Genomic DNA, 13,090 nt, shown 5'->3' with positions numbered 1-13,090 from the left:
TGATGATTATGCTGTTACAGGAGGAACCAGGGTTCTTCCCTTTGAAAGACTGAGCATCACACCTGAAAGAGAGGATACAAAGAATACCCTGACCCAGCCGGGAAGGGATACAGACAAAGCCCTTCCGGAATACCAGGGCACAGATACTGCGGATCAGGGTGCAGCAGCCATGAAGCGTACAGTGATCGCCAATCATGGCAGCGGCATTACCCTTCCTGGACTTACCAACATGGTATCCTGGGAGTATGTGACCAATCATTGGGACTGCGGTTTGTATTATCTGGATCTTTCCATAGAAAAGAACTGGGCGCAGACCACCAGCATCCCGGATCAGGCATCCGTCCTGTTTGAAATAACAGGCTCCACCGGAACCGGGGAAGATGCAGTAAGTTACCCGGCTGCCACCTACACTGCGAAGATTGCTTCCGGCAGGGTAACAGCACAGGCAGAGGGAATAGCAAGGCCTTACAGCAAGACAGAAGGAGCACCATCGCAGATTCCTACAACGGTGGCAGCATCCCAGGATAAAGGAAACAAGACCATACGCTGGCTGATCCAGAACCAGCCGATGCAGGCAGAAGGAGCAAACGGGGTGATCCGTTATGACTTTAAAGAGACAGCAAAGGATGGAGAAGGCAATTCTCTTCCGGGCTTTGTAATGACCCGTAGATCAGATAGTACAGCAGAGGATCAGACCAGAAAGTTTGCTGTATGGAACACCCAGATCAATTATGAGATCTGTCTGAGCAAGAAAGGCAGTGAAGGGGAGCCTCTTTCCAATGCAGTATTTACCTTGTATAAAGATAAGGACTGCAAGGTTCCTGCCGGGATCACGATGAAGACGGACCAGCAGGGAAATGGCACCATCACAGGTCTGGAGGCAGGCACAGGGGCTGTGTATTATGTAAAAGAAACAAAAGCCCCCAGCGGATATTTCCTGAATAAAGGAATCCTGAAGCTGACCATTGCTTATAAAGACAAGACAAAATGTTATGATCCCACCATTTCTCTGGAGAGGATCACAGACGAAATAACAGGAGATCCACTGGATCCGGTTGCTGATCTGGATAAAATGTCCATTTCGTGCAGGGTAGATGACAGTGAAAAAGACCCGGATTCACTGGTACCTGAGGTACCTTTGAAATATAGTATTTCCTTTGAACTTACAGATTCCTGCATTTATTCGCTGCCTAAGACAGGCGGACGGGGCATCTGGTGGGAAATGCTTTTTGGAACAGGAATGATGCTTACAGCAGTGTATCTGTATAGCAAAAAAAGGAGGAATTTAATATGAGAAAGATGTGGAAAAAGGTAATGACGATCATCCTGGCCCTGGTAATGACCCTGGGGCTGGGCACAAGTGTGCAGGCAGCTGCCCTGAACAGTGGGGAAAATACCAATAGCACTAATGTGACTATCACAGGTCTGCCGGCAGACAAGACGGTTACATTTGCAACCTATCAGGTGATCAAAACCAAGTTTGATACAGCTGCCAATGAACTGACTTATCAGCTGACAGACTGGGCAAAGGCTGTCCTTGCAACTGGAGGCAAGACAGAAGATGCTGTAATTGAAGACATCAGTAAACTGATTACAACTGGTACAATCGCCACAGAGCAGGATAACATTGTTAATCAGCTGGCAGCAGCAGCTTCCAAAACTGCATACAGCGCAACTTGGGCTGTAAGCAGTGACAAGACAACGGCAACAGCAAATCTGCCCATTGGATCTTATCTGGTAATGGCATCCTGTACAGATATGACATTCCTGAACATGTTGGTAAGTGTGAATGCAAAGGCCAATACTACAGATCCAAACGGCTGGATACTGGAAGGAGAGGGCGCTGTGCTGAAAGGCAATCCGTTAAGCGTTGATAAAAAGATCACAGGAAAGAAAGGCACTGCTTTACAGACACCTATTGATGAAACAACTGCGGCCATCGGTGATACTCTCTCTTACACAGTTACTGCTGATGTGCCCCATTATCCGGCAAATGCAACCCATACCACATTTAAAGTAAAGGATACTCCTACGAATCTGGAGATTAAGCAAAATACAGTGAAGGTGTATGGTGTGAAAGCAAATGGAACAGAAACCGATCTTACAGGTCAGTTTACTCCTACACTGGATGGCAATGGTGTACTTACCGTTGATATGTCTTCAAAATATCAGACACTGTTCTGCGATGGTGGAGCTTATCCATATGCAACAGTAAAAATAACATATGATGCAGTCCTTATGGAATCTGCAAGTATAGCAACGGGAAACACCAATAAACCGGCACTGATTTACGGAACGGATCCTTACACAGACAGTGACGCAAGTGATGAAGAAATCCCGGGAGATGGCAAGCAGAAGGTATATACATATGGTCTGAACCTGACCAAAAAGAATAGTGATAACGATGTTCTTTCCAACGCAGTATTCAGTGTGAAGCGTAAGGATAATGGTACAAAGCTGAAATTTATTGAAGATGCAACTGCAAAAGGCACCTATACACTGGCAAAGGATCAGCGTGCTGCCGGGGCTACCGATCAGCTGACAACCAATGATCAGGGTACCTTCAATATCAAAGGTCTGGATGCAAATGTTGAGTATGTTCTTGAAGAGACAAAAGCACCTTCCGGATACTTCCGTAACCATGGATCTGTAACATTTAAGATTACTCCTGAGACAAATGCAGAAGGCAAGCTGACTGGCACTATCAAGTCTGTAACTGCAAAGGATGAAAAGGGTACAGCACTGGACAATGCAGGTGCCTGGACCTGTGGTATCGATCAGAATAAGACCGCTTATGTTGCAGTTACCCTGAAGGATACAAAGATCCCGTTCCTGCCGGCAACCGGTGGCATGGGTACAGTGATCTTCACCATCGTAGGTGATGCGCTGATGATTCTTGCCATTGTGCTGTTCATCCGGTCAAGAAAGGGACGCAAAGAAGATAAATGAAGAAAAAATGGGGCAATATTCTGATCTTTGCCATATTCCTTGTAGGCCTTATTACTGTGTTCTATCCTTCCATCAGTAATTTCTGGAATCAGCAGCTGGAAAAAAAGCTGATGAACAATTATGAAACAGTGGTACAGCAGCTGGAACAACAGGACCTTACAAAGGAAATGGAGGCTGCAAGGGCATACAATGAGGCACATAAGGATAACCGGGTGCCGGATGCCTTTGCAGAAGGAGAAGTAAAAGAGGATGCAGAATATGAAAACCTTTTGAATGTGGATCAGGATGGAGTAATGGCCATCCTGGAGATCCCCTGTATCAATGTAAAGCTGCCTGTGTTTCACGGTACAAGGGATGAGGATCTGCAAAAAGGTGCAGGGCATCTGATCGGTTCCTCCCTTCCGGTAGGCGGGAAAGGCAGCCATTGTGTGATCGCGGCCCACCGGGGGCTTCCGTCAGCGGCTTTGTTTACAGATCTGAATCTGGTGAGAAAGGGCGATCTTTTCTTTATCCAGGTGCTGGGTGAGACACTGGCCTACAAGGTAGACCAGATAAAGGTTGTAGAACCGGAAGAAACGGAAAGCCTTCAGGTAGTAAAGGACAAGGATTATGTTACGCTTGTGACCTGCACCCCTTATGGAGTGAATACCCAAAGGCTTCTGGTACGGGGAGTCCGTACAGAATATACGCCGGATCTGCCATCTGAAAACAGGGAAACAAGAAAGTCCCTGGCCACCAATTATGTACTGGCAGCGGTGATCAGCCTGCTTCTTGTTCTGGTGGCTGCAGTGCTTCTGCTGCGCATAGGAAATAAGAAGAAAAGGCAAGGGAAAAACAAAGAGAAAAGCTGAAAAATAAAACCATCTCCGGGATACAAATGTGTCCCGGGGGTGGTTTTTTTTCGGTGAAAAAACTAAGAAAAGCTCAGTGTAGAAATGAGCGCTTTATTGAGTAGAAAAAGACATTGTAGAAAAATAGAAGTTTCGGTAACATAAAGATAAGCTAAACAGGCGCAGGTTTAGAAAAGACGAAAATGATACAGGTATTTCTTAAGGAGGAAGTAGATATGAAACGAAAGTTATTGGGGATTTTAGCAGTCGTTACTTTGATCGGGACTATGGGAGTGAATGTATCTGCCGGAGAATCAGAACAGCTGGAAGGAAGCCTGACGATTTATACAAATTGCGTAGGGGTACAGGCCGACATTATCAAAGAGTTAAATGAAGAATTTATGAAAGAAAATCCGGGAGTTGAATCTGAAGTGGTTGCACCGGGAGCTGACTATGAGAATATCATGAAAGTCAAAATGGCTTCAAAAGATATGCCGGATATTTTCTGTACACATGGATGGGCAAATGTAAGATATGTAGATTTTCTTCTGCCCTTAAATGATATGGAATGGGCGGATTCTATAGAGCCTACCTTTAAAGAGCTGATTTCAGATGATGATGGAAATCTTCTGGTTCTTCCTGTTGACCAGAATAAATGGGGACTGGTATATAACAAAGAGGTTCTGGAAGAGTGTGGGGTAGAGGTTCCGCTGAAAAATATTGATGATTTTATGAATGCACTGGAACAGATCAAAACAGCTTCCAATGGTGAAATCATACCTATGCATATTGCCGGAGGAGACAGCTGGCCGATTGGTCAGATTTTTGATCAGCTTGCAACACCGGCATTTACAACTTCAGATGATAACGATCAGGAAGCGCTTCTTGACGGAAGTTTTGACTGGAATAAGTGGACAGATTTTGTATCAGTGATCCAGAGCATGTATGACAAAGGATACTTTAATTCTGATATTTTTACAGCTAAATATGCGGATTCAGCTGAAGCATTTGCAACAGGAAAAGCAGCATTTTGCTGGTATGGAAATTCCATTGTAGATGAAGCAAGAAAGATTAATCCGGATGTTCAGGCCGGCCTTCAGCCTTTACCTGCCTGGTATGAAGATGATGATATGAGTTTCCTGAATGGTGAGCAGACTGCCTTTGGAATCTGGAAAGACAGTGAAAATATTGATATTGCAAAAGCATGGCTCGACTTTATGGCAAGAGGCGAAAATATTAAGAAATTCTGCGAATCTGAATCTATGCTTCCTGGAATTAATACAGATGTACCGGTAGACGTTGGATTTGCTACAGAGTATTATGATGAATTTGCAGATATCCGTTCCTTTCCGATTTTTGACAGAGCGTTTCTTCCAAATGGTATGTGGGATCTGATCTGTAAAGATGCTGCAGACATGTTTACAGGTACGATTACTCCGGAACAGTATTCACTTGATATGCAGAATGAATATGAGCGGCTTCTTGAAGCAAATGAAGATTAAATGATCAGTTGGGAGCCTGCAGATATGCAGGCTTCCTTAAAGGAGAACGGAATATGAAAGCGAAAAAAATATGGAATTCCAAGTGTATCATTAATATCATGTATATTCCGGTTATCTGTCTTTTCCTGATGTTTATTGTATATCCGCTGATAAAAGGTGTTGGGATATCTATGACCAACTGGGATGGATATTCTGAAAATTTTCGGTATTTAGGATTAGATAATTACCGGAAAATGTTTGCTGACAGAAATTTTTCACTGATCGTTAAAAATACACTGATTTATGGAATTGGAAGTGCTGTTCTCGAAAATGTGGTGGGACTTGTTTACGCAGTGCTTCTGGATCGAAAAGCAAAAACTGTAGGACTTGCAAGAGCTGCCATATATCTTCCGGTTATGATCGCACCACTGGTAATGGGATATATCTGGTATTTTATGTTCCAGCCTGTAGGCGGTGCAGTAAATGATCTTCTGAATATGTTGGGGCAACCTTCTGTAGATTTTCTTACAAAGGGGACTACAACCGTATGGATCATCACATTTATCAATTCCTATCAGTATGTAGGTATTGCAATGATGATCTATCTGGCCGGACTTCAAACGATTCCCGGAGATTATCAGGAAGCTGCAATGATTGACGGAGCCTCTGCACCTCAAAGCTTTTTCTATGTAAAACTGCCTCTTTTGATTCCATCTATTACGGTAAATGTTGTAACAAATCTGATTGGAAGCCTGAAGCTATACGATATTATTGTGGCTATGACAAATGGTGGACCAGGATATTCCACACAGTCACTGTCAACGATGATGTATCAGCTGTATTTTGGAAAACAGGATGCCGGTTATGCTGCTGCAATGGGAACATTCATGTTTCTTGCAATAGCAGTATTGAGCGTGATAACACTTCTGGTGCTTAGAAGAAAAGAGGTGGAAATTTGAAAAAGAAAGTATATTCGGTCATTCTTCTGGTTATATCGTTGATCCATTTGATCCCGTTTTACATCTTGCTGACAATGGCATTTAAAGATAAAGCAGATTTGTCATCAAAATGGGCATTTCCAAAATCTCTTTATCTGGATAATTTTGTAAATGCATGGAAATCAGCAAATATGGGCAGGGCGTTTTTAAATAATATTATTATCACGGTGATTTCCACAGCTTTGATCATTTTATTCAGTTCCATGGCAGCATATCCGCTGGCACGGAGAAAAACGAAACTGAATACCTTTGTTTATACAGCAATCATTTCCTGTATGATCGTACCTGCACTGACTATACTGGTTCCGTTGTATAAGATCATGGCGGATCTTGGAGGAATCAGCAGTTACTGGGGGATTATAGCTGTACAGGTTACATTCATGCTGCCGTTAAGTACATTTTTGTATACCGGATTTATTGGAACCCTTCCCGGGGAATTGGATGAGGCGGCACTTATTGATGGGAAAAGCCGTCTGGGTGTTTTTTATACGATTATTTTCCCGATTTTAAAGCCGATCACTGCGACAGTTATTATTTTGTGTGGTGTTAATGTGTGGAACGATTATCAGTTTTCTGTATTTTTTCTGCAGAAAAACAGTATGAAGACCATCCCTGTAGCATTGAATTCATTCTTTTCCATGTACCAGAGTCAGGTAAACTGGCTGGCAGCCGGCTGTCTGATGGCTTCACTGCCACTGGTGATTGCATTTTTGGTTTTACAGAAACAGTTTGTTAAAGGGCTTTCTTCAGGAGCTGTTAAGCTGTAAAATAGTCATTATCAGATATAAAAATATATTCTGTAAATCAAAATAATGCATAAGGAGACGCATATGAAACGCTTTACGATCAAGCAAAGGCTGCTAACACTATTTCTGATTATGGCTGTAGTTCCATGCTTTTTTATAGGGATTGCAGCACCTTCGTACATGAGAAATCATGAGATAAATCAGACGGAAAAATATATGAAGAGTCTGACGGATTCGTATGCGAAAACCCTGGATATTTACCTGGATGAGCTTGACCGGATGTCATTGCTGGCACAGATCAATGATGATGTATTAGTGGCTTTAAAACTGGTAAATAAGAAGGATTTTGATTCTATGAGTGACAGGATCAAGCTGATGGCAAATCGTGCGTTGAATGGTGAATTTCAGTTTTATCTGCAGACAACCAGAGAAGATATTATGAATGTAATACTGATTCCGATCAATCAGGAACAGGTGTACATTTCATCAAAAAACGGAACTCTGGATAATGTGGAAGGGTATGATTTTTCATCAGAAAAATGGTTTACAGAAGCAGTAAAAGCAGATGGCAGGGCAGTGTTCTGCGGTCCTCATCAGCAGAAATATATACAGACAGATATGGGGAAAGAAAGTGTATTTACTGTATCGAGAGCAGTGATTGATACAGATAAACAAAAAGTTATCGGCGTTGTATGTGCCTGTGCAGATGCTACAATCCTGCAACAGGTTGTAAAGGAGGCATCTTCTGTAGAACCTGGCACATTAGTTGCTGTGCTGGATGATAAAAATGAATATGTATACGGAGATAATATCCTGAAAGATAGCATTACTGAGGATATGCTGGAGCAGAAAAAAGTATCTGTAGACGGAGAGAAGTATTCATTGCTATATGAAAAAACAGGTACCAGCTGGTCACTGGTCAGCCTTCTGTCGTATAAAAATTTAAATTCAAAAATCAGATTTTATTATGTACTGGGACTTGTGATGGCAGTCATAAGTCTTGGATGTATGGCCGTTATTTATTTTGGTTATATTAAAACATTTACAGTGCCCCTGGCAGAAATTAAACGTGTTATGAAGGCAGCACAGAACAATGATCTGGAAGCAAGATGTAAGGTTGAATCCAATGATGAAATGGGGGATATAGAAAAAGAATTAAATAAGATGGTAGAAAGACTGGATCAGATGATCAAGCTGGAATATCAGGCCAAACTGAATCAGAAAAACGCAGAATATGAAGCACTTCAGGCTCAGGTACAACCCCATTTCCTGTATAATACGCTGGGAGTTTTTGTGGGGCTGAATCGAATGGGCATGCAGGATGAACTGGAAGAAGCAATCTTTTCCCTGCGTGATCTGATGAGATATGCATTGTCTGACCAGAAGATAGTTACCGTTGGTGAGGAAGCGGAATTTATCAGGAAATATTTAAGGCTTCAGAAGCTGCGTTTTATGGATAAAATCAATGAGCAGATTCTGATAGATCCCAAGGTGCAGAATTTTAAAATTCCCAGACATTTGTTTCAGCCAATTGTTGAAAATGCGGTGATCCATGGTATAGAAGAAGCAGATCATAGCTGCCAGCTGACGGTGACTGCGGATCTTGTACAGGAAGCTGACAAGCTGTGTGTTATGGTGGTAATCGCAGATGATGGCGTGGGATTTGACGTAAACAAGGTTCAATATGATGACAGTGTTGGAATAAAAAATGTGGAAAATCGTTTCAAACATTATTTTCCTAATTCAGAATTTCAGATTATAAGTCAGGTGAATAATGGAACAAAAATTTTGTTTAAAATATACGAGGACTGAGTTATGAAGATTATTCTGGCGGATGATGAAGGATTTGTACGTTTGGGAATTAAGGCAATGCTGCAACAGCTGTGTCCGGATGCAGAAATACGTGAGGCATCCAATGGGGAAGAGATCCTGAAAATCGGAAGCGGATTCCATCCGGACTATGTACTGGCAGATATAAAAATGCCTAAAATGTCAGGACTGGAAGCACTAAAACAATGGAAAGAAGGAACAGATACACTGTGGATCATTTTGTCCGGATATTCAGATTTTGAATATGCGAGAAAATGTATCCAGTATGGCGTGACTGACTATCTGCTGAAACCGGTCAGCTTTCAGGAACTGGAAAAGGTCATGGAGCGTGGACAGCAGATACGCAGACAGTTACAGGAAGAAAAAATAGAGAAAATACGAAATGATTTTATTCATTTTTATAATGAACGGGACAGCGTGGAAGAACTGAAAATAGGAGGCAGATCTTTTTTGGGGACAGTGGTTCTGGTGGATCAAAACCTGAAGGGGAAGTCAAACTCTGACGATGAGATCATTGAACAGAGATTTCTGAAAATATGTGCACAGTCACTTCGTTCAGAAAGGATTACTTTCTGGATAAAACGGGATTGGAACGAGTATATGGTGATCAGTATCTGCAGTACGGATTCAGAAACAGAACATTTACAGAAAAAGATTGATTTTGAACTGGATGCACTGCAAGGTGATTTAAAAGAAAAGTGGCTGACGGTTTACAGAACGGATATCTGTTCAGATGCAGATGATCTGGTGAAACAATTATCTCAGATTGAAAATCTGAAATATCTTCGATGCATGTATGGAACAGGTAAATGTGTCCACATGTGTACATTGAAAAAACAATTGATCGAGGGTAAGGCAAAGGCATTGCAGCTGGTGGAATATGTGGATCATTTTGTGAATGCATATATACACCAGGATTTTGTTCAATGTATCAGGATCATCCATAATACAGAGGGGCTTCTGGAAAAAAACGAAAAGAATATGGAAGAACTGGAAAAGATAAAACTGTTTTCAGAAAAGGTGTTCGGAGCAGAAACGGGTCATACTCTGATCGAAGCTATGAACCGGATCATGGAGTCAGGAGAAGGTCTTCAAAAAGAATTAAAGGGGAATCAGTTAATAGCAAAAATTAAGAAGTACATAGATGAAAATTACCATGAACAGATCAATGTGCAGTGGCTTGCTGAAAAGTTTCATATTACACCAAATTATCTGAGTAATTTGTTTAAAAAAGAAACTTCTTTAAATCTCGTTAAATATGTAAATGAACTGAGAATGAAGGAAGCAGAATATCTGATCAGAAATACAACTTTATCTATAAAAGCTGTGTGCGAAAGAGTGGGATTTTCTTCAACCAGATATTTTACAAAGCTTTTTATAGAAACATATGGCTGTTATCCGTCAGACATAAGACGAAAGTGAGGAAGTCTATTTTGGGAGAAGGGTTGTTTTGGGGGAATGGGAAAGATTTTTTTCCATTGGGATTGCAGTGCTGTAATTCAAGCGCTTACAGCAGAATGGAAATGGAAAGATTCTGGCAGTGTGTGGACAGGACAGGAGTTAATTCTGTCGAAATCCCTGTGTATTGGGAGGAATTTGAGAAAGAAGAAGGAAAATTTGATTACAAATTATTAGAAGAGCATGTGGATCAGGCAAAACAGCATCGTGTAAAACTGCTGTTAGTATGGTTTGGTACATGGAAAAACGGAACATCAAAATTCGCACCGCAATGGGTCAGAAATCAAAGAAACAGGTTTACACGGGTTATTTCTTATGAGGGAATAGAAACAAATATTTTATCACCGTATTGCCGGGAAAATCTGGAAGCAGATAAAAAAGCCTTTGTAAAGCTTGCAGAGTATGCACAGAAGGTAAATGAAAAAGAAGCAGACAATGTGATAATAGGAATCCAAGTGGAAAATGAGCCTGGCATGATGATGCGGGGTTACAGGGATCATTCACAGGAAGCAGATATCTGGTTCAATGGGGAAATCCCGGAGAAGGTAAAAACACTTCTTAAAACAAAAGATATGGGAGAGGTAACTGACAACTGGAAAAAGTCGGGACAACTGGAAAATGGAACCTGGAAAGAAGTATTTGGAAGATATGCGGAAGAATATTTCAGCGTATATGGGATTGCATCTTACATCAATGAAATTGCAGAAGCAGGTAAAGAAATAACGCCCCTTCCTTTTTCGGTGAATGTATGGGTAGACCGTGTGGGCTGGGATGAGCCGGGAGCAGATTATCCAGCAGGGGGGCCTGTATCTAAAGTCCTGGGACTATGGAAAGCACTTACACCGGCAATTGATGTGATTGGACTGGATAATTATAAGCTTGCCCTGTCAGAGTATTGTATGGACTGTCAGGGCTATGCAAAGTATGGGAATCCCTTGTTTTTGCCGGAAACCCATGCCTGGGAACCGGCAAGCAGCAGAAATATGTTCTGGGCATTAGGTAAATACAAAACACAAGGAATATTTTTCTTTGGACCTGAGGCGATGATTGATGAAGACGGCCATGTTCGGGCAAAGTCCGTGGATGTCTGGAACAGTCTGAAGGCAATGACTTCTTTACAGTCTGTGTTCCGAAGAATGCAAAAAGAATGTGACATACAGGTGATTTATCAGGAAGAAGATGCCATTGAACAGAGAATTGTGATGGATGATACATATATCCGGATAGGCTTTAACAGCTATGAAAGAACAGATTACCATCATGGCTATTTTGATACTCCATGTGGATACGGAAAAGGTCTGCTTATAAGGGAAAATCAACGAACATTTTATGCAGTTGGAGACAGCTTTTGCCTGTCCGTCAGAGGGAACCGGGACGCTGTGTATTTCAGACAGAAAATGGATAAATATGTTGATTATGAATGTGTAGAAGAAGGCTATTTTGACAGAGAAGGGAGATGGCAGATGACTAGGATCCGAAACGGGGATGAAAGTGATTATGGTATATGGGTAACATATGATTGTGGCGCTGTAAAAATTGTAGTTGGAGGTGGAGAATATGAAAGACTTTGAATACTGGAATCCTGTGGAAACTGTATTTGGAAATGGCTGTATCAGGCAGATAGGGGAAAAACTCTCCGGGAAATATAAAAGATATTTGCTGGTATCAACCAGAAGCTCCAGGAAACTGGGAACATATGACAAAGTGAAGGAACAGCTGCAAAAAGCAGGTGGAGAAGTTTTTGAGATCAGCCCTGTTCCTACAAATCCCAAAATGACCAATGTATATGAGGGTGTACACATGGCGGCAGAGAAGCAGGCAGACTGTGTGGTTGCCCTGGGCGGCGGTTCCGTTATGGATTGCTCCAAAATCATAGCCATGTCAGCAAAAACCGGAATTGATGCCAGGGATTATGTGTGGGGGGATGCAGATAAAGATACACAGTCTATAGATACGGTTATGATTCCTACGATTGCAGCAACAGGGACAGAACTGAATAATACGGCAGTAGTTGTAGACCGTGATAAAAGAGAAAAATTCTGGTGTTATACGGCATTTCCCAAATTGTGTTTTATGGATCCGGAATTAACGGCAACATTGCCGGAAAAAATGACAATCTGGGGAATTATGGATGTTCTCAGCCATACCTTTGAATTTTATATGAATGGTGATATGGACAGTGAATTTCAGCTTCAGTTTTCGGAGGGTATCATCCGAACTGTTATGAAATGTGCAGAGCAATTGCATGAAGATCCGCAAAATCTGCTGGCAAGAGGCGAGCTTCTCTGGAGTTCTACCATGACCTGGGGTACCGGTCTTACAAAAATCGGCAGGGGAGAGGCAGAAATGAGCTGTCATAATATAGAGGAACGGTTCAGTGGTTTCTTTGATACACATCATGGTGGCGGATTAGGGGTTATTACCCCAAGATGGATGCTGCATGTTTATCAAAAAAGACCTGAAATTTTTGCAAGATTTGCAAGGAATGTAATGGGGATACAGGAAGAAAAAACTGTGGAATGTGCCAGACTGGGAATCGAAAAATACTGTCAGTGGCTGAAAAAAATCCAGGCTCCATCTGTATATAAGGATCTGAATCCAGAACTGGAGTTTGATAAAGGGCAGTTGGATCTGGTAGCCGAAAAAATATGGAAAGTATGCGGTAGGAAGGTAGGAAAGCTTGTTCCTTTGCAGATCGGGGATATTAAAAGCATTCTGTATGCTGGGAATGAGTCTTTATAATTAACGGACGTGGCACCTGTCAGTCACAGCACGATGCATAAAAACAGGAAAAACAA

At 41.8% G+C, this 13,090-nt stretch carries 10 protein-coding genes; all 10 read left to right on the top strand.

What is annotated here, in order from left to right; genetic code table 11:
• Nucleotides 1–1,294 (top strand): prealbumin-like fold domain-containing protein (locus G5B11_RS05725; RefSeq protein WP_173727172.1); only part of this gene is annotated, 1,294 nt, incomplete at its 5' end.
• Nucleotides 1,291–2,949: a SpaH/EbpB family LPXTG-anchored major pilin gene (locus tag G5B11_RS05720; RefSeq protein ID WP_173727171.1), complete on the top strand. Its 1,659-nt coding sequence runs from the start codon at nucleotides 1,291–1,293 to the stop codon at nucleotides 2,947–2,949. The genes G5B11_RS05725 and G5B11_RS05720, both read left to right, overlap by 4 nt.
• Nucleotides 2,946–3,800, top strand: a complete 855-nt coding sequence (locus tag G5B11_RS05715; RefSeq protein ID WP_173727170.1) for a class C sortase — start codon at nucleotides 2,946–2,948, stop codon at nucleotides 3,798–3,800. The genes G5B11_RS05720 and G5B11_RS05715 overlap by 4 nt, the downstream gene beginning before the upstream one ends.
• Before the next feature lie 215 nt (nucleotides 3,801–4,015).
• Nucleotides 4,016–5,281 (top strand): ABC transporter substrate-binding protein, encoded by a 1,266-nt coding sequence (locus G5B11_RS05710; RefSeq protein WP_173727169.1) that lies wholly within the window; start codon nucleotides 4,016–4,018, stop codon nucleotides 5,279–5,281.
• A gap of 53 nt (nucleotides 5,282–5,334) precedes the next feature.
• Nucleotides 5,335–6,219, top strand: coding sequence for a carbohydrate ABC transporter permease (locus tag G5B11_RS05705; protein ID WP_173727168.1), 885 nt, complete (start codon nucleotides 5,335–5,337; stop codon nucleotides 6,217–6,219).
• Nucleotides 6,216–7,025: a carbohydrate ABC transporter permease gene (locus tag G5B11_RS05700; RefSeq protein WP_244092924.1), complete on the top strand. Its 810-nt coding sequence runs from the start codon at nucleotides 6,216–6,218 to the stop codon at nucleotides 7,023–7,025. Before G5B11_RS05705 ends, G5B11_RS05700 begins: the two co-directional genes overlap by 4 nt.
• A gap of 63 nt (nucleotides 7,026–7,088) precedes the next feature.
• Entirely contained in the window at nucleotides 7,089–8,816 is a 1,728-nt protein-coding gene (locus tag G5B11_RS05695) for a cache domain-containing sensor histidine kinase (protein ID WP_173727167.1), read from the top strand.
• 3 nt (nucleotides 8,817–8,819) lie between these two features.
• Entirely contained in the window at nucleotides 8,820–10,256 is a 1,437-nt protein-coding gene (locus G5B11_RS05690; protein WP_173727166.1) for a response regulator transcription factor, read from the top strand.
• A 101-nt stretch (nucleotides 10,257–10,357) separates the two neighbouring features.
• Nucleotides 10,358–11,863 carry a DUF5597 domain-containing protein gene (locus G5B11_RS05685; protein ID WP_173727165.1) on the top strand — a complete coding sequence of 502 codons (1,506 nt, stop codon included), beginning with the start codon at nucleotides 10,358–10,360 and terminating at the stop codon, nucleotides 11,861–11,863.
• Nucleotides 11,850–13,034 (top strand): iron-containing alcohol dehydrogenase, encoded by a 1,185-nt coding sequence (locus G5B11_RS05680; protein ID WP_173727164.1) that lies wholly within the window; start codon nucleotides 11,850–11,852, stop codon nucleotides 13,032–13,034. The genes G5B11_RS05685 and G5B11_RS05680 overlap by 14 nt, the downstream gene beginning before the upstream one ends.
• Nucleotides 13,035–13,090 lie beyond the last annotated feature (56 nt).

The organism is Blautia glucerasea (assembly GCF_013304385.1).
Taxonomy (GTDB): Bacteria; Bacillota; Clostridia; order Lachnospirales; family Lachnospiraceae; genus Blautia_A; species Blautia_A ammoniilytica.
This window is presented reverse-complemented; position numbering and strand designations above follow the sequence as displayed.

Coding starts and splice junctions, on each gene's coding strand:
- G5B11_RS05680 (WP_173727164.1), top strand. CDS start 11,850: ATGAAAGACTTTGAATACTGGAATCCTGTGGAAACTGTATTTGGAAAT.
- G5B11_RS05685 (WP_173727165.1), top strand. CDS start 10,358: ATGGAAAGATTCTGGCAGTGTGTGGACAGGACAGGAGTTAATTCTGTC.
- G5B11_RS05710 (WP_173727169.1), top strand. CDS start 4,016: ATGAAACGAAAGTTATTGGGGATTTTAGCAGTCGTTACTTTGATCGGG.
- G5B11_RS05695 (WP_173727167.1), top strand. CDS start 7,089: ATGAAACGCTTTACGATCAAGCAAAGGCTGCTAACACTATTTCTGATT.
- G5B11_RS05715 (WP_173727170.1), top strand. CDS start 2,946: ATGAAGAAAAAATGGGGCAATATTCTGATCTTTGCCATATTCCTTGTA.
- G5B11_RS05690 (WP_173727166.1), top strand. CDS start 8,820: ATGAAGATTATTCTGGCGGATGATGAAGGATTTGTACGTTTGGGAATT.
- G5B11_RS05705 (WP_173727168.1), top strand. CDS start 5,335: ATGAAAGCGAAAAAAATATGGAATTCCAAGTGTATCATTAATATCATG.
- G5B11_RS05720 (WP_173727171.1), top strand. CDS start 1,291: ATGAGAAAGATGTGGAAAAAGGTAATGACGATCATCCTGGCCCTGGTA.